The organism is Pseudaeromonas paramecii (assembly GCF_039540575.1).
GTDB classification, from domain to species: Bacteria; Pseudomonadota; Gammaproteobacteria; order Enterobacterales; family Aeromonadaceae; genus Pseudaeromonas; species Pseudaeromonas paramecii.
Map to the genome: position 1 here is coordinate 40,826 of NZ_BAABFC010000022.1, position 16,586 is coordinate 57,411.

The 16,586-nt window shown below is 63.8% G+C and carries 17 protein-coding genes and 1 other RNA gene; 12 read left to right on the forward strand and 6 right to left on the reverse strand.

Translation table 11 applies throughout. The annotated features are described in order from the left end of the window. The first annotated feature begins 117 nt into the window (after positions 1 to 117). On the forward strand, positions 118 to 1,329 hold the full coding sequence (locus tag ABD847_RS14470) for an RsmB/NOP family class I SAM-dependent RNA methyltransferase (protein WP_345014285.1): 1,212 nt from the start codon (positions 118 to 120) through the stop codon (positions 1,327 to 1,329). Here the strand turns inward: ABD847_RS14470 and ABD847_RS14475 are convergent. Beyond that, complete coding sequence (locus tag ABD847_RS14475; protein ID WP_345014287.1) at positions 1,326 to 1,673, reverse strand: hypothetical protein; 348 nt, start codon at positions 1,671 to 1,673, stop codon at positions 1,326 to 1,328. The genes ABD847_RS14470 and ABD847_RS14475 overlap by 4 nt on opposite strands. A gap of 135 nt (positions 1,674 to 1,808) precedes the next feature. On the opposite strand from ABD847_RS14475, the gene ABD847_RS14480 reads away from it, so the two are divergent. Then, the gene (locus tag ABD847_RS14480) at positions 1,809 to 2,144 is read left to right on the forward strand and encodes an outer membrane protein assembly factor BamE (RefSeq protein ID WP_345014289.1); all 336 of its coding nucleotides are present in this window, start codon (positions 1,809 to 1,811) and stop codon (positions 2,142 to 2,144) included. Positions 2,145 to 2,210: 66 nt separating this feature from the next. On the opposite strand, the gene ABD847_RS14485 is transcribed toward ABD847_RS14480, so the two are convergent. Together ABD847_RS14485 and ABD847_RS14490 are read right to left on the reverse strand one after the other, a co-directional pair. After that, complete coding sequence (locus ABD847_RS14485; protein WP_345014291.1) at positions 2,211 to 2,510, reverse strand: RnfH family protein; 300 nt, start codon at positions 2,508 to 2,510, stop codon at positions 2,211 to 2,213. Further along, positions 2,497 to 2,934 carry an SRPBCC family protein gene (locus tag ABD847_RS14490; protein WP_345014293.1) on the reverse strand — a complete coding sequence of 146 codons (438 nt, stop codon included), beginning with the start codon at positions 2,932 to 2,934 and terminating at the stop codon, positions 2,497 to 2,499. Before ABD847_RS14490 ends, ABD847_RS14485 begins: the two co-directional genes overlap by 14 nt. Positions 2,935 to 3,067: 133 nt before the next feature. Between ABD847_RS14490 and smpB the strand changes: the two genes are divergently transcribed. Both smpB and ssrA read left to right on the forward strand, forming a co-directional pair. Then, the gene (smpB, locus tag ABD847_RS14495) at positions 3,068 to 3,553 is read left to right on the forward strand and encodes an SsrA-binding protein SmpB (RefSeq protein ID WP_345014295.1); all 486 of its coding nucleotides are present in this window, start codon (positions 3,068 to 3,070) and stop codon (positions 3,551 to 3,553) included. A gap of 45 nt (positions 3,554 to 3,598) precedes the next feature. Next, positions 3,599 to 3,958: a transfer-messenger RNA gene (ssrA, locus tag ABD847_RS14500) on the forward strand. Between the two features lie 49 nt (positions 3,959 to 4,007). Here the strand turns inward: ssrA and ABD847_RS14505 are convergent. Next, positions 4,008 to 5,000 (reverse strand): HAD family hydrolase, encoded by a 993-nt coding sequence (locus tag ABD847_RS14505; RefSeq protein WP_345014297.1) that lies wholly within the window; start codon positions 4,998 to 5,000, stop codon positions 4,008 to 4,010. Positions 5,001 to 5,359: 359 nt separating this feature from the next. Here ABD847_RS14505 and ABD847_RS14510 point away from each other — a divergent pair, with 359 nt between their 5' ends. From ABD847_RS14510 to ABD847_RS14545, 8 genes are all read left to right on the forward strand, one after another. Beyond that, complete coding sequence (locus ABD847_RS14510) at positions 5,360 to 6,901, forward strand: arylsulfatase (protein ID WP_345014299.1); 1,542 nt, start codon at positions 5,360 to 5,362, stop codon at positions 6,899 to 6,901. 61 nt (positions 6,902 to 6,962) lie between these two features. Next, positions 6,963 to 8,264, forward strand: a complete 1,302-nt coding sequence (locus ABD847_RS14515) for an anaerobic sulfatase maturase (protein ID WP_345014301.1) — start codon at positions 6,963 to 6,965, stop codon at positions 8,262 to 8,264. 21 nt (positions 8,265 to 8,285) lie between these two features. Further along, positions 8,286 to 9,275, forward strand: a complete 990-nt coding sequence (locus ABD847_RS14520) for an AAA family ATPase (RefSeq protein ID WP_345014303.1) — start codon at positions 8,286 to 8,288, stop codon at positions 9,273 to 9,275. A 4-nt stretch (positions 9,276 to 9,279) separates the two neighbouring features. Beyond that, entirely contained in the window at positions 9,280 to 10,209 is a 930-nt protein-coding gene (locus tag ABD847_RS14525) for a DUF58 domain-containing protein (protein ID WP_345014305.1), read from the forward strand. After that, positions 10,206 to 10,718 carry a DUF4381 family protein gene (locus ABD847_RS14530; RefSeq protein WP_345014307.1) on the forward strand — a complete coding sequence of 171 codons (513 nt, stop codon included), beginning with the start codon at positions 10,206 to 10,208 and terminating at the stop codon, positions 10,716 to 10,718. Before ABD847_RS14525 ends, ABD847_RS14530 begins: the two co-directional genes overlap by 4 nt. Next, positions 10,715 to 11,716 (forward strand): vWA domain-containing protein, encoded by a 1,002-nt coding sequence (locus tag ABD847_RS14535; protein ID WP_345014309.1) that lies wholly within the window; start codon positions 10,715 to 10,717, stop codon positions 11,714 to 11,716. Before ABD847_RS14530 ends, ABD847_RS14535 begins: the two co-directional genes overlap by 4 nt. After that, positions 11,706 to 13,382 carry a VWA domain-containing protein gene (locus tag ABD847_RS14540; RefSeq protein ID WP_345014311.1) on the forward strand — a complete coding sequence of 559 codons (1,677 nt, stop codon included), beginning with the start codon at positions 11,706 to 11,708 and terminating at the stop codon, positions 13,380 to 13,382. The genes ABD847_RS14535 and ABD847_RS14540 overlap by 11 nt, the downstream gene beginning before the upstream one ends. Continuing rightward, positions 13,369 to 14,652, forward strand: coding sequence for a hypothetical protein (locus ABD847_RS14545; protein ID WP_345014313.1), 1,284 nt, complete (start codon positions 13,369 to 13,371; stop codon positions 14,650 to 14,652). The genes ABD847_RS14540 and ABD847_RS14545 overlap by 14 nt, the downstream gene beginning before the upstream one ends. Here the strand turns inward: ABD847_RS14545 and yciA are convergent. Together yciA and ABD847_RS14555 are read right to left on the reverse strand one after the other, a co-directional pair. Further along, positions 14,649 to 15,101 (reverse strand): acyl-CoA thioester hydrolase YciA, encoded by a 453-nt coding sequence (yciA, locus tag ABD847_RS14550; protein ID WP_345014315.1) that lies wholly within the window; start codon positions 15,099 to 15,101, stop codon positions 14,649 to 14,651. The two genes, ABD847_RS14545 and yciA, sit on opposite strands and share 4 nt — an antisense overlap. A gap of 77 nt (positions 15,102 to 15,178) precedes the next feature. Beyond that, a complete protein-coding gene (locus ABD847_RS14555) occupies positions 15,179 to 16,585 on the reverse strand; it encodes an efflux transporter outer membrane subunit (RefSeq protein ID WP_345014317.1) in 1,407 nt (468 codons plus the stop codon). Between the last annotated feature and the right edge of the window lies 1 nt (position 16,586).

Sequence of the window (16,586 nt, forward strand, 5' to 3'; positions counted from 1 at the left end):
CAGTGTGCGCCAAGGCCGCGCCCCTGACAAGGTCATGGGCAAGAAAGCCGGCGACATGGTTGCCAGTGCCCTTGCCAGCGCCTATCATCACGCGGTTTTTCTGACCGGGTAACCAGCATGATCAAGATCTCCCTTACCTCCTGGCAGGCCGAGCGGGCCGTCACCATTCTCGACGACGTCCTGACCCAGGGTGCCACCCTGGATCGGGCCTACGCCCGTGAGTTTGCCAACTTCAAGATGGGCCCCGGCGAGCAGGCCCGCATCGCCACCCTGGTGGGGGATCTGCTGCGTCGGTTGAGCCTCTATTGCCATCTGGCGGATGTGCCGCTGGCGGAGGCGGCCACCGCCGGTTGGGGCCTGATCTGTGTCTGGCACCAATTCCACGATCTGCCACTGCCCAGCCACCCCACCGCCGATCGCTTCAACCTCAAGGCGTTCGAGACCCGTCGCGCCCAGGCCAAGGGGGATCCCGTGCTCTGGGATGGCTGCCCGGAGTGGCTCGAGGCTCTGGGTCAGGCCCAGCTGGGCAAGCAATGGCCCGCAGAACGCCATGCCCTGACGCTGGCGCCCAAACGCTACCTGCGGGTCAACCGTCTCAAATGCGAACCGCAGCAACTGATGGACAAGCTGGCTCGGGAACATATCCAGACCCGCCTGCTGGCCGGTCAGCCCGACACCCTGGAGGTGCTCTCCGATGGCGCCCTGTTCCGCACCGAGTGCTTCAAGCAGGGCTGGTTCGAGCAGCAGGATGCCGGCTCCCAGCAAATAGCTCCCTTCCTGGGTGTGGAGCCCGGCATGCGGGTGATCGACGCCTGCGCCGGCGCCGGTGGCAAGACGCTGCATCTGGCCGCCCTGATGGCCGGCAAGGGCCGGCTGCTGGCCATGGATGTGGAAGAGTGGAAGCTGGAGAACCTGCGGCAACGAGCCCGCCGCGCCTGCGCCCACAACGTGGAGGCGCGGCTCATCAGCTCCAGCAAGACCATCAAGCGCCTCAAGGAGAGTGCCGATCGCCTGCTGCTGGATGTGCCCTGCTCGGGCCTTGGGGTGCTGAAGCGCAATCCGGATGCCAAATGGCGGGACACCGCCGAGCGGCTGCCGATCCTGATGGATCTGCAGGCGGACATCCTCAGCCGCTACAGCCGCATGGTCAAACCCGGTGGCGAGCTGGTCTACGCCACCTGCAGCCTGCTGCCCTGTGAAAATCAGGAGCAGGTGGCGCGCTTCCTGGCAGCGGACAGCGGCTTTAGCCTGCTGGCCGAGCAGACGGTGAGCCCGGCGGCCAGCGGTTTTGACGGCTTCTACATGGCCCGCCTGCGCCGCGCAGGTTAATCCCCCGGCAGGCGAACGCAGCGCGCCGGCAACTGGGCGGAGAGCTGCATGACATGCCGAGGCAGTAAGAGCCCGGCATAGCCTGCTCCGTCCCCCTTGACCGGGGCAGGTTGCAACTCCCCCTCCAGCTGCAGGTAGAAGGCCTGATAGGGGGTTTGCTTGTGCTTGAGGGCGTATTCGCGCAGCGCCATCACCACGGGGGCCGTCCCGCTCACCCAATAGACCTCGCTGCGGCCGCAAGGCTGAAAGCTGTTCACCCCGGCATCCGCCACATACAGGCCCGCCCAGGGTGGCACCCCCAGGCTCGTCAGCAGCAATCCCAGCCCCAGTGTCGTAGCTCCCATCCTCACTCCTATTACCCGGCGCGCTCGGTTAAGTCTGTTAGCCAGCCCATGGGAGCCGCCTCTGGCCCTTTTACATCCGCGCGGTTCCCGCTATCATCAAGCCCACTTTTTTAGCCACGCATACAGAAGCATTCTATGGGCAAATCCACCCTGGCCTGTGCGGCCCTTCTCTCCAGCCTGCTGCTCACCAGCGGCTGTGTGTACAAGATTGATATCCCTCAGGGCAATTATGTCGAGCAAAAGCAGGTGGATCAGCTGCGCGCCGGCATGAGCCAGGAGCAGGTGGAGTACGTGCTGGGCGCCCCCTTGCTCGTCGACAGCTTCGACCCTCAGGTGTGGAACTACCTCTACTACCTGCGCCAGGGCAACGGCGAGGTGGATCGCAAGCTGCTGAGCCTGCACTTTTCCCAGGGCAAGTTGGACAAGCTCTCCGGCGACTTCAAGGCGCCGCAGTTCAACCAGCCCCTCTAAGCCCCACCCTCACCATGCAAGAAGCCCTCGTTTGAGGGCTTCTGTGTCTTGCGTACATCGCGCTGGTTACTGACCCGATTTGGCGGCCTGTTCGGCCCGCAGGCGACGCAGCTCCTTGGGATCCGCCAGCAGCGGTCGGTAAATCTCGATCCGCTCGCCGCCGAGCAGGGGCTCCTCCAGGGGGATGAGTCGGCTATAGGAGCCAATCTTGCACTGCGCTAGATCGATCTCGGGGTAACGGGTCAGGATGCCGGAGCGCTCGATTGCCTGGCGAGCCGTCAGCCCCTCAGTAAACGCCACGCTTAGCAGCGTCTGTTTTTGTGGCAGGGCATACACCACCTCCACCCTCGTCTTATCGGACACCATACACCTCCTTGGCGCGCTGGCTGAACGCCTTGACCATGGCGCCGGCCAACTCGCGGAAAATGGCCCCGAAGGCCGTCTCAATCAACTTGGAGCTAAATTCAAAGGCCAGACTCAACTCCACCTTGCAGGCGGTATCATCCAGCGGCGTGAAGCGCCAAACCCCCTGCAGCTGCCGAAACGGGCCCTCCACCAGCTCCATCAGGATTTCCCGCCCCGGCACCAGGGTGTTTTGGGTCGTGAACTGCTTGTGGATACCGGCCTTGGCCACAGATACCTCAGCCACCATGCCATGGTCAGAATGGCTGATGACCCGGCTCCCCACACAGCCGGGCAAAAAATCGGGATAAGCCGCCACATCGTTGACCAAGGCATACATCTCCTCGGCGCTATACATGACGAGGGCGCTACGGTGTAACTGAGCCATGGCTCCTCCTGCAGTGACAGGGGGCCGATTCTAGCATCTGGCCCGGTAAAATCACCCCCGCCAGCCCACCCTTTCGCCAAACCGGCGCAGCCCGTATAATGGCCCGCTTGACGAAACGGGAGACAAGAACCGCATGGTGAAGAAGAACGGCAAGGGCGGCAGCACATCCAGCACCATAGCCCTGAACAAGAAAGCCCGTCACGAATACTTTATCGAAGACAAATACGAATGCGGCCTGGAGCTGCAGGGCTGGGAGGTCAAATCCCTGCGTGCCGGCAAGGCCAATCTCGGCGACAGCTATGTGCTGCTGCAAAACAGCCAAGTCTACCTGTTCGGCACCAATATCACGCCCCTGCACCTGGCCTCCAGCCACGTGGTGTGCGACCCCACCCGCATTCGCAAGCTGCTGATGCACAAGAGCGAGATAGAGCGGCTGATCGGCCTGGTGGAACGCCAGGGCTACACCCTGATCCCCCTGGCACTGTACTGGAAAGGCCCCTGGGTCAAGGTCGAGATTGGCCTGGCCAAGGGCAAGAAGGAACACGACAAGCGCCAGGACCTCAAGGAGCGGGAATGGCAGCGGGATAAGGATCGCATGATGAAGAACAAGGCTCGCTAGGCTGGACAAAGAACCAAACTGTAGTAATATACAGGTAACACTTTTGGGGCTGATTCAGGATTCGACGGGACACTCGAAACCCAAGGTGCATGCCGAGGTGCGGTAGGCCTCGTTAACAAACCGCAAAAAAATAGTCGCAAACGACGAAAACTACGCACTGGCAGCTTAATAACCTGCGCAGAGCCCTTCTCCCCTAGCTTGCCTATGTGCTAGGGAAACGGAAGGTCACCCTTCATAGGATCGCGTGGAAGCCTTGCCTGGGGTGGAAGCGTTAAAACCAATCAGGCTAGTCTGTCGATGGCGTGTCGCTCCGCAGTCGGCCGGCGAATGTAAAGAGTGACTAAGCATGTAGTACTGAGGATGTAGGTTTTTCGGACGGGGGTTCAACTCCCCCCAGCTCCACCAAATCAATAAGGCCCAGAGCAATCAGGGCCTTTTTTTACGCTCCCTGCACCTAGGGTGTGAATACCTGTTTCCAGTCTTTTTGCATATCCACCAGGATCCAACCTTGCTCAGGTGCGGCGGCCAGGGCGGTCACCAGTGTGCCGCTGGCGGGCGGCTTAGCATCGTAAGCATATTCTCTTGCCGCATCCGTATGGTGGATGATGAGCCCGAATGCCGGATGCGGATTGCCCTGGGTGACGAACTCCAGCATGGCCTGGTCACCATCGCTGTTACCGAAACAGGCGATGGGGCGTCTCCCGATAAACTGATGAATCGCAACGGGTTTGCCCTCCTTATCATCCACGTAGAGCTGATCCATGGTCTTTACCAGTACAGGGCCGCCAGGACGCCGCTCAAAACGGGTCAGGCTGTTGGAGCCGATCACCTGCTCAGGCACTATGCCATAGACAGACTCGGCGAAGACCCGCATGAAATCGGCACCGCCGCCAGAAACGATATAGGTCTTGAAACCCTGCTCTCGCAGGTACTGCAGCAGCTCCAGCATGGGCTGGTAGGCCAGTTGCACATAGGGTCGGTGGAAACGAGGGTGCTGAGCCGTAGCCAGCCAGGCTCGCACCCGGGCGGCAAACGCGTCCGTGGTCATGCCTGCATGGGTCAAGGCCAGCAGATGCATTAGGCCCTCATGATGCGGACCCGCCATCAGGCTGGCCAGATCGCCGGAGAGCGCCGCCTTCACCATGGGATCCTGCCTTAACTCCGGTTTTTGCTGTACCTGAAGCTTCAGCTCATCCAGCGCGAAAGCCAACTGGAAAGGCATGGGGGCCTCAGGCCACAGGGTGCCGTCGTTGTCGAACACCGCAACCCGCTCGGCCGCCGGGACAAAATCCGGGGAATCCGCCTGAGTGACCTTGGCAACATACGCCAGAATCGCCTGCTTAGGTGCCGTATTCTGCCAGGAGGGCAAGGGTTCGGCGCCCCAAGCCAGACTCTGCCCCAACAACAGCAGGCCCGCCAGCCAAGTTGTCATCTTGATGTGTCTCATCCCGATACTCTCCTCTTTTTGATTGTCTTCATTGATAAACTGCCGACACCGTCTGTCATACGCCGGACACGCAACCGGGGTAGCCATATAGCAGTCGAGCGAGCCACAGCGGAAAAGGCTTTCAAACAAAGCTGCTCCCGACTGGTCAAACAAGCATCTCGGGTGTATCTTGCTTCTTAGATCCGTTTGCTTCCCAACAACACGAATCTGCACAGCAATACGCTCAAAGTAAAGAGCACCGCCGGGTTGTCTGTTGTCCGTCGATGCGTTTTTTTCAGCACCAGTTTTTTCAAGTCATAGCAGTAGCAAAAGACGGCGGTATGGCACCGCCACCAGTGATGCCAGACAAGGAGAGAATCATGGGGAAAAAAACCGGCTTAGGTCCAGTCACCAAACTCACACTCAACGCCTGCACCGTGGCGTTGGCCGCCGCATCCATGACGGCGCAGGCGGCCGAGCAAAAACCCAATATTGTGGTGATTTTTGGCGATGATGTGGGTTACTGGAACCTCAGCACCTACAACCAGGGGATGATGCAATATCAGACTCCGAACATCGACAGCATCGCCGCCGAAGGGGCTAAGTTTACCGACTACTACGCCCAGCAAAGTTCCACCGCCGGGCGCTCCGCCTTCATCACGGGGCAGATGCCGGTGCGTACCGGCCTCTCCAAGGTGGGACTGCCCGGCGCACCTGTGGGGATTAGCGACAAGGATCCCACCATCGCCACCATGCTGAAGGCCCTGGGCTACGCCACCGGCCAGTTCGGTAAGAACCACCTGGGCGATCGGGATGAATACCTGCCCACCGCCCACGGCTTTGACGAATTCTTCGGCAACCTGTATCACCTCAACGCCGAAGAAGAGCCGGAAAACGAGGACTATCCGAAGGATCCTGAGTTCCTCAAGCAATTCGGCCCCCGTGGCGTAATCAAGTCCTATGCCGATGGCAAGGTGGAGAATACTGGCGCCCTCACCCGCAAGCGCATGGAAACCGTCGATAACGAGTTCCTGGCCGCCGCCGATGATTTCATGACGCGCCAGGTCAAGGCCAAGAAGCCCTTCTTCGCCTGGGTCAACACCACCCGCATGCATAACCACACCCATGTGGGCCCCGACTATCGCGGCAAGAGCGGCCAGGGTGAGTACGCCGACGGCATGCTGGAACACGACAACCAGGTGGCCCAGGTTCTTAAGAAAATCAAGGAGTTGGGGATCGAAGAGAACACCATCGTTATCTACACCACCGACAATGGCCCCATGACGACGACATGGCCTGATGCCGGCATAACCCCCTTCCGCAGTGAGAAGAACACCGGCTGGGAAGGCGGCTTCCGGGTACCGGCCATGATCAAGTGGCCTGGCCACATCAAGCCAGGGACCGTCATCAACGACATGTTCGCCGGCGAGGACTGGTTCCCCACCCTGGTGGGCTGGGCCGGCAATCCCAAGGCCAAGGATGAGCTGCTCAAAGGCACCACGGTGCAGGGCAAGTCCTACAAGGTGCATCTGGATGGCTATGATCAGAGCGATCTGCTGACCGGCAAGGGCCCGGGCAAGCGTGAGAACTTCTTCTACTGGAGCGACGATGGCGATCTGCTGGCCATGCGCCATGGCCGCTGGAAGTTCCATTTCATGATCCAGGAACATGAAACAGGTTTCGACATCTGGCAAAAACCCTTCACCCCGCTGCGGGTTCCATTGCTGGTGGACCTGTACAACGACCCCTTTGAACGTGGTGTTAACTCCATGAGTTACAACGACTGGATGTACGATCGCATCTTCCTGGTCTCAGGCATAGCTCAGCCCGAGACCGCCAAGATGCTGGCCACCTTCAAGGAGTTTCCGCCGCGCTTCAAGCCGGCCAGCTTCACGGTGGACGCCAGCACCCTGGGTCAATAAGCCAACATCGTAGTTTGGGAGCCGGCGTAAGCCGGCTCCCGTGTTGCCAACAGGAGGGCCGATGAAAAAAACCTTCGCGAACGACACCACCCAGATGCCACTCATCCCCCTGGCTACCGCCCAGAAGGATACCCGAGCCCAACCGAGCTACCAGCGCCGCTTCCACGTGATGGCCAAACCCGGTGGCTCCCAGTGCAACATCGACTGTCAATATTGCTTTTATCTGCACAAGGAACAGCTGCTGCACCAGCCCAAGCAGCCTCGCATGGACGAGGCCACCCTGGCGCAGTTCATCAAGAGCTATATCGAGAGTCAGGATGGTCCCGAGGTGGTCTTCTCCTGGCAGGGAGGCGAGCCCACCCTGCTGGGGCTGGACTATTACCGCCAGGTGGTGGCCCTGCAGCGACAATACTGTCCTCCGGGCGTCACCATCCAAAATGATCTGCAGACCAACGGCCTGCTGCTGAACGACGACTGGTGCCGCTTCTTGAAAGAAGAAAACTTCCTGGTAGGCCTGTCCATCGACGGCCCCCGGGAGCTGCACGATCACTACCGGGTCACCCGCAGCGGCAAACCGACCTTCGATCGGGTCATTGCTGCCGCCGACTGTCTCAAGCGGCACGGCGTGCCCTTCAACGCCCTGACGGTGGTCAACCGGCTCAACGCCCAGCAGCCACTGGCCGTCTACCGCTTTTTGACCCGGGAGCTGGGGGCCACCTACATACAATTCACCCCCTGTGTGGAACCCAAGGTCTATCAAAGCACGGCGCCGCAGTTCTGGACGCCCCAGCAGATGCCGGCACTGGGCTCGCCGCAAAGCAAGCCGGGCCACCCCATGTCGGTGGTCACCGACTGGTCGGTGGATCCCGATGACTGGGGACACTTCCTCACCGTCGTGTTCGAGGAGTGGGTTAACAACGACCTGGGCCGGGTGCTGGTCAACCTGTTTGAAACTGCGGTGGCCCAGACCCTGGGGCAGCCCTCCCAGCTGTGCGTCACCGCCGAATTCTGCGGCAAGGGACTGGCCATCGAGCACGACGGCGCCGTTTATTCCTGTGACCACTATGTCTACCCCGAGTATCGGGTCGGCCGGATCCAGGACCACCCCCTCAACGAGATGGTGTTCTCCACCCGGCAGCTGGCGTTTGGCCTGGCCAAACGCGACAGTCTGCCGGCCTACTGCCGCGCCTGTCCACACCTCAAGCTGTGCTGGGGCGAGTGTCCGAAGAATCGGCTGCTCACCACCCCGGACGGTGAGCCCGGGCTCAACTACCTGTGCAGTGGACTGCGGCACTTTTTCGACGAGGTGGCGCCCATGCTGACGGGCATCGCCGTCCTGCTGCGCCAAAGCGAACCCCGTTAATCACACCTAAGGCACGCCAACATGAATCCATCCCATCAGGCCATGCAACAGTTGCTTTCCCACCTGCAGGGAAGCGTCATAGGTCAAACCCAGGTGGCACAGGGCATCATCATCGGCCTGCTGGCCGGCGGCCATGTGCTGCTGGAGGGGCTGCCCGGCACCGCCAAGACCCGGGCAGTCAAGGCCCTGGCCCAGGGGCTGGGCGCCAGCTTCGGCCGGGTACAGTTCACCCCGGATCTGCTGCCGTCGGACGTCACAGGTACCGATCTCTATCAGGAGAGTCCCGACGGCAAGCCACTGCTGACCTTCCAGCCCGGGCCCGTGTTCAATCAGATACTGCTGGCGGACGAGATCAACCGGGCGCCGGCCAAGGTACAGGCCGCCTTGCTGGAGGCCATGGCCGAAGGCGCCGTCACCGTGGGGGGCACCAGCCGCCCCCTGCCCCAGCCCTTCATCGTGCTGGCCACCCAGAACCCCATCGAGCAGGAGGGCACCTATCCATTGCCCGAGGCCCAGATCGACCGATTCATGCTGAAGATCACCATCGACTATCCCCAGGAGACCGATGAGCTGGCGGTGGTGCGGCTGGTGCGAGGAGAGGAGACCGGCGCCCAGGCCAAGCAAGAGGGCGCGACCCCCTTGCCACAGCTGGATCCGGCCCTGGTGCTGGAGGCCCGCGCCCAGATCGCCCAGGTGCAGGTCTCCGAGCTGGTGGATCGCTACCTGGTGAACCTGGTGATGGCCACCCGGGATCCGTCCCGTTACCCCCAAACCCCGCTGGCCCAATGGCTGGAGGTAGGGGTCAGCCCACGAGCCACCATAGCCCTGGATCGCTGCGCCCGGGCGGCGGCCTGGCTGGCCGGGCGGGATCATGTCACCCCGGACGACGTACGAGCCGTGGCCCGCCCCGTGCTCGAGCATCGGCTGAGTCTTGGCTACGGCGCCGCCGCCGACGGCATCAGCCGCGCCCAGGTGATCCAGACCCTGCTGGATCAGGTGTTGATTGGGTGATGCCATGGAGCAGACACAGGACTCACGCCTCTACTGCAGCTACCGACAACTGGTGGCCCTGCGGGCCCAGGAGCCCCTGTACCAGCTGCCGCCGGTGGCCCGGCTGCGGGAGCTGATCAGCGGGCGGCACATCTCCCACCTGCGCGGGCGGGGCCTCAACTTCGAGGAGCTGCGCCACTATCGCCCCGGCGATGACATACGCCAGCTGGACTGGCGGGTCACCCTGCGCACCGGCAAGCCCCATGTCCGCGTCTATACCGAGGAGAAGGATCACCATGTGCTGATCTGTGTCGATCAGCGGGCCACCATGTTTTTTGCCTCCGTGGACACCATGAAGTCGGTGGTGGCCGCCCAGGTGGCCACCCTACTGGGCTGGGCCGCGATCCGGCACAGCGACCGCTTGGCCCTGTGCCCCTTCAACGATGACGAGGTGTTCATCAACACGCCGGTGCGCAGCGCCAGCCGTTATCTGCGCCAGCTGCAGCAGTTGGCAGAGATCAACCAGGCCCTGAGCGTACATTCCCAGCCAGGCAGCCACTCCAGCCTCGGTCTGCTGCTGGATCGCCTGCTGCGGCGACGGGAGCGAGATGCCCTCATCGTCCTCGTCAGTGATTTTCACCAGTGCGACGAGGCCGAAATCGCCAAGTTGCAACAGCTGCAACGCCACTGTCGCCTGCTCTGCCTCTGGGTCGCCGATCCGCTGGAAGGCGAGGTGCAACAGGCCGATTGGGTCATCTCCGATGGCACCCGCCAGCTGCAGTTGGCCGAGGGACGCACCTTGGCGGCAGCCAATGCCCGGCTGGCAGAACAGACCCTGGCCCGCCGCCAGCAGCTGCAACGATTGATGCAGATGAGCCAGCTGCCGCTGCTGGAGCTGGATACCGGCGGCCAGCACCTGGCCCAGCTGCGGCGCGCCCTGGGAGCCGGCCTATGACCCCCATGCCCCCCGATTGGCCCCTGCTCAAAGAGATGGTCGACGTGGCGCCTCTGCCGGCCGTCAGCTGGTGGCCTCACACCCTGGGCTGGCAGCTACTGGGCACCCTGGGACTGCTGGGACTGCTGGCGCTGGCCATCCAGGCCCTGCGCCGTCACCGCTTCTACCGCTACCGGCGCCAGGCCCTGGCGCAACTGGCAAGACTGGAACCCAAGCAAGCCAACTTCGCCTCACAGCTGTTTTTGCTGCTCAAGCACACCGCCAGCCTGGTGCAGCCATCGCTGGCGCCCCGCTTGGATGAGGGGCTGTTGACTGACCTGGATACTCTGGCCGGACAACAGGGCCAGTTTGACTCACCACTGGGGCGTCAGTGGCTGCGCAGCCTCATCGATCCCGGTTGCACCTTGAGCCACGCCCAGTGCCTGCTGCTGCAAGGCCTCACCCAGCTCTGGTTGCAGCAACATCGGCATCCCCAAGCCCCCCGGCTCCTGCCAGGAGGCCGGCGATGAACCTGACCCTGCAAGCCCCCTACTGGCTGTTGCTGCTGCCCCTGCCCTGGCTCATCTACCGCCTGGTACCGGCCTTCAGCACCCGGCAAAGCGCCATCAAGGTGCCCTTCTTCGACAGCCTGCTGTCAGCCCTGGACATACAGCCGACCCAGGGCGCCACCGTCTTGCAGCCGGCCCGCTGGCAACGGTTCAACCTGCTGCTGGCCTGGCTGCTCACCTGCCTGGCCTTGAGCGACCCGCTCTACCTGGCCGCGCCCCAGCAAAGAGAGCAGGCGGGGCGGGATCTGATGGTGGTGGTGGATCTGTCCGGCTCCATGGAAACCCCCGACTTCACCACGGCGACGGGGCAACACCTGAGCCGGCTGGCCGCCGTCAAGGCGGTACTGCACGACTTCGCGGCCAAGCGGGCCGGCGATCGACTGGGGCTCATCCTGTTTGCCGACGCCGCCTTCGTCCAGTCGCCCTTCACCGCCGACCACGCCGCCTGGCTCGCCCTGCTGGACGAGGCCCAGGTGCCCATGGCGGGTCAGAATACCCATCTGGGGGATGCCATGGGACTGGCGGTCAAGCTGCTGAGCGAACAGGAGGCCGCCGACAGCCGGGACAAGCTGGCCATCATACTGACCGATGGCAATGACACCGACAGCCTGGTGCCCCCCAAGGAGGCGGCCCGCCTGGCCAAGAGCCGTGGGGTGCGGCTGCACCTGGTGGCCATGGGGGATCCGCAGACCCAGGGTGAGCAGGCCCTGGATCTGAACACATTGCAGGCGGTGGCCGAGACCACCGGCGGTCAGCTGTTTGTCGCCATGGATCAGCAGGCCCTGGCCCAGGCCTATGACAGCATCAACGCCCTGGAACCCAGGGTCTATCAGAGCGAGCGCTACCAGCCCAAGTATCCCTTGTTTCCCTACCTGATGATGGCGGTGCTCGTCATGCACCTGCTGGCCTTCAGCCTGGCTAGCTGGCAACGTCACCGCAGGAGGTCACATGCTGGATGAGTCCCTGGCCCTGCTGGCCCGTTTTCACTTCCTGCGCCCCGGGTGGCTGCTGGCCCTGCTGCCCTTGGCGGCCCTGCTCTACGGCCAATGGCGGGAGCTGCAGCAACAGGAGCAGTGGCAGCGCCGCCTGCCGCCCCATCTGCGCGACGCCCTGACGGTGGGGCAGCACAGCTGGCAACGCTATGCCCCCCTGCTGGCCCTGACCCTGATCGGTCTGCTCACCACCCTGGTGGCTGCCGGCCCCACCTGGCGGCGGGCCCCCTCGCCCTTCAGCGCCGATCAGGCGGCCCTCATGGTACTGCTGGATACCAGCGATGCCATGCAGGAGAAGGACGTGCCGCCGGATCGCCTGCAACGGGCCAAACAGAAGATCCAGGATCTGTTGACCCTGCGAGCAGGGGGCCAGACGGGCCTCATCGCCTACGCCGGCAGCGCCCACCTCACCATGCCGCTGACCCGGGACACAGACGTGTTCGCCCCCCTGCTCAATGCCCTGGGGCCGAGTGTCATGCCCAGGCCCGGCCAGGACAGCAGCCAGGTGCTGCCGTTACTGCCGCCCTTGCTTCCCCAGTCCGGCCCGCCGCTGAGCCTGCTGCTGCTGACCAATGACGTGGATCCGTCCCAACTGGATGCCTGGCAATCGTTCTGCGAGGCCCACAGTGTCGCCCTGCTGATCCTGCCCATGGGGGATCCCCGGCGGCCCAGCGATCTGCCGCTGCAGCGGGCCCATCTGCAGGCCCTGGCCGACCGTTGCCGGGGCCGCCTGCATGATCTCACCCTGGATGATGGCGACATGCGTTGGGTCAAGGCCCAGGTGGAGGCCATGGCGGAGCTGGATCCCAACAACCGGCAACCCTGGCAAGAGATGGGCTATGGCCTGCTGCTGCCCATCATGTTGCTGATGCTGTTGTGGTTCCGCCGCGGCTGGCTGGTGCAGTGGGCCTTGCTGGGTCTGCTGCTGCCCGGCCTGCTGCTGAGCTCCCCCGCCCAGGCCGAGCCGGCACGGCACCTGGCCGCCGGCACCGCCACCGACGCGCCCGCAGCCATCGACTGGCCCACCCGGCTGAAAAACGGCTGGCTGGATCTGTGGCTCACCGCCGATCAGCAGGGCCAGTGGTACTGGCGGCAGGGCGACTATCTGACGGCAGCCGAGCATTACCAGGATCTCAGACGCAAGGCCATCGCCTATTACTATGCCGGCCAGTACGCCAGCGCCGAGCGGCTGTTTGCGCGCTTCAACGATCCCCAGATGCGCCTGTATCACGCCAACGCCCTGGCCCGTCAGCGCCAATATGTGGCGGCTCGGGCCAGCCTGCAGGCCCTGCTTAAGGCGCAGCCGGACTTTGCCCCGGCGCAGCACAACCTCCAGCAGATCCAGGCACTCATCGAGGAGATCAACCGGCAAACCGAAAGCCAGGCCGGCGGGGAGAATGCCATGGAACGCTCCCGCGAGCTGGGCGAGGCACCTCAGACCAGCGATGGCGTGCAAGAGCAGGTGGCCCGAGACAGCCTGATCCAGGAAACCCTGGATGCAGACAGCCTGCTGACGGATCCCACCCTGGTGGATAAGTGGCTCAAGCGAGTACAGCAGCGCCCTGAGAGCTTCCTGCGGGCCAAGTTCGCCATCCAGCTGCGCCAACGGGAGGACGGTCATGTCACACCCTAGCCGCATCCTGAGTCTGACCCGCCACACCTGTGCCCTGCTGGGGCTGTGGTGGGGGCTGGTGTTGGTCGCACAGGCGGCCGCCCCTGCCGTGAGCCTCAACAGCTGGCTGAGCCGCGCCAACGAGGAGAAGCCCGCCATGGTGACGGTCAACGAGCCCTTGGTGCTGCACATAGACGTGGCCACCGACCGCTGGTTTGCCGCCGCCACCCAGGTGGACGAGCTGGCGGTAGCCAACCTGCTGAGTCCCCGGCAAAACCTGTCGGCCTACAACTACGCCAAAGCCCAGCAGGGTCAGAGCTGGTCCCACCAGCGCTGGGATCTGCCGCTGTTTGCCACCAAGGCCGGTCACTATCGCCTGCCGGCCCTGGCGGTGCATATTCAGGTGGCCTCGGATCAGGGCCCCCAGCGCGTGACGCTGCACACAGAGCCATTGGAATTTGACGCCCAGCGGCCCCCCCTCGACGACAGCCAGCCCTGGTTGGTGGCACCGACCGCCCAGCTGAGCCAGGAATGGCAGTTGAGCCAGGAGAGTCTCCAGGTAGGCGACAGCATCCGCCGGCAGATCAGCCTGCAGGCCGACGACACCCTGGCCTTGCTGCTGCCGCCACTGCTCACCGCCCCCCCGGATGCCCGATACAGTGCCTACCCCGACCCCAGCCAGTTTGACGATGGCAACGACCGCGGCACCCTCAAGGCACGGCGGCAGGATCAGATCACCTATGTGTTGCAACAAGGCGGCCGCCTGCAGCTGCCGCCCATCCGGCTGCAGTGGTGGAACAGTCAAACCGGTCAGCTGGAGACGCTGACCCTGGCGGGAAGGACGCTCGAGGTGCACCACAACCTGCGCAGCTGGCTCAGGGCCTGGGGACCCTGGTTGCTGACGCTGATGGGAGCTTTGGTGGGGCTCTGGTGGCTGCGGACGCCACTAAAACGCTGGTTGCGTGCTCAGCTGGCCCGCCCCGGCTGTGCCCTGCTGGGGGCCTGTCGGGCCCGTGCCTGGCCCCGATGCCGGCAGCTTATCTATCAACGGCTGTGGCAACGGCAGAAACTCAACAGCCTGCTGGCCCTGGATCCCTCCCCGGCCTGGCAGGCCAGAGTGGCCCGCCTGCACAGCGAGGAGATAGACGCGCGCACCGTGCTGGCCTGCTGGTGGGCCATCAGTCGTCGCCGACGCGACCAACAGCCGGAGGCCGCGCCACCGCTGTTTGACCCCCATCCCGGGGACGAGGTGAGCCATCCCTCGCACCAGCCAAAGCGCACCGGCGCCTAACGGCAGGCCGTCGGGCTATCCGCCTGTTGGGCCAGGGCGGCCTGCAGCTCTGGGTTGTCCTCCCGGGGAATGGCCCTGGGACGCCCGTCGGGGTCCACCGCCACATAGGTCAGCACCGCCTCGGTCACCCGGTAGCGCTCACCGATAGGCTCCCGCGCCACCAGCTTGACCCACACTTCCAGGTGGACCTTGAGGGAGCTGCGGCCCACATGGATGCAGCGTCCGTAGCAACAGACCACATCCCCCACCGCCACCGGCCGGTGAAAGGTCATGCCGTCCACGGCGATGGTCACCACCCGGCCACGGGCCAGCTCCTTGGCCAGGATGGCGCCCCCCATGTCCATCTGGGACATGAGCCAGCCACCGAAGATATCGCCGCTGGGATTGGTATCGGCGGGCATGGCCAGGGTGCGCAGCAAGAGGGTGCCTTCGGGACGTTCTTCAGACATGGGAGCTCCAAACGGCTGTTATGGAAAAGTTAAATGCTACCACGATGCCCCTGTGACGGGGCAAGGGTTGGGACTCCTTAGTGTGTCGTCAGCCCCTGCCAGTTGCCCCCTAAGGCGACGATAAGATTGACGCTGGCCACCTGCAGGCTGGCCTGCAGGGACAAGACGCTCTGCTGCTGGCTCAGGCTGGTATTTTGGGTGGTGGCCACATCCAGATAATCAATCATGCCGGCCTTGTACTGATTCAAGGTCACCCGGGCCGACTCCTTGGCCGCCTCGCTGGCCCGCTGCTGCACCGCCAGCTGCTGTTGCAGGGTGTCGACCGCCACCAGGTAATCCTCCACTTCCGCAAAGGCCTCCAGCACCGTCTGCCGGTAGCTGGCCACGCTGGCGTCATAGGCCGCCTCGGCCTGCTTGACCTGGGCACCGGTGGCGCCGAAGTCCAGCAGGGTGCCACTTAATGATGGCCCCAGCGACCAGGTGCGGCTGGGCAGGCTGATGAGATCCTGCAGTACGCTGCTCTCAAACCCGGCGCTGGCGCTCAAGGTCAGATCCGGATAATAGGCCGCCTGGGCCACGCCGATGGCGGCATTGGCCGCCGCCACGTTGCGCTCGGCATAGGCGATGTCCGGGCGGCGTTCCAGCAGCTGGGAGGGCAAGGTGACCGGCGGAGTGGGAATGTGCAGCACCAACTGCGGCTGGGCCGGCAGCGAGAAGCGGGCGGGCGGTTGCCCCGTCAGCACGGCGATGGCGTGCTCCAGCTGGGCTCGCTGCAGCTGCAGATCCAGGCGGGAGGCCCGGGTGCTCTCAAGTAAAGTCTGGGCCTGGGCCAGGCCGGCACGGGACTCGGTGCCCGCCCGGTAGCGGTTGCCCATCACGGTGACATAGCGTTCATAGGCCTGGATGCTCTGCTCATACAGGGCGATGCGCGCATCCAGCACCCTCAGCTGGAAATAATACTGCGCCAGGGAGGACTGGGCACTCAAGGTGATGTTGGCAAGCTCCGCCTCGCTGGCCTGGGCACTGGCCTGATACTGCTCCAGCCCCCGCCGGATCTTGCCCCACAGATCCAGCTCCCAGCTGCTGGTGGCCAGCCCGGCCGTATAGGTGTTATCGGTACTCTGAGCCGTGCCCTTGCGCGTCACCCCGGCATTGCCGCTGAGGCTGGGGAACAGGCTGGCCTGGGCCTGCTGCACCAGGGCCTGGGCCTGGCGATAATTGGCCTCGTACTGGGCCACGTTCTGGTTGGAGATCACCACCTGGCGCAGCAGCTTATCCAGCTCCGAGTCCTGGTAGAGCGCCCACCAGGGCCCCTTGCTCAGGTCGTCCTGGGGCCTGGCCTGACTCCAGCCCTTGGCCTCCTTGAAGGCCGGGGTGGTGATGACGTCGGGCTTGTGATAATCCGGCCCCACGCTGCAGCCGGTCAGGCCCATGCCCAGCATGAGTGCCAGCGCCAGTGTCGAAATCTTGCATGTCCTATTCATA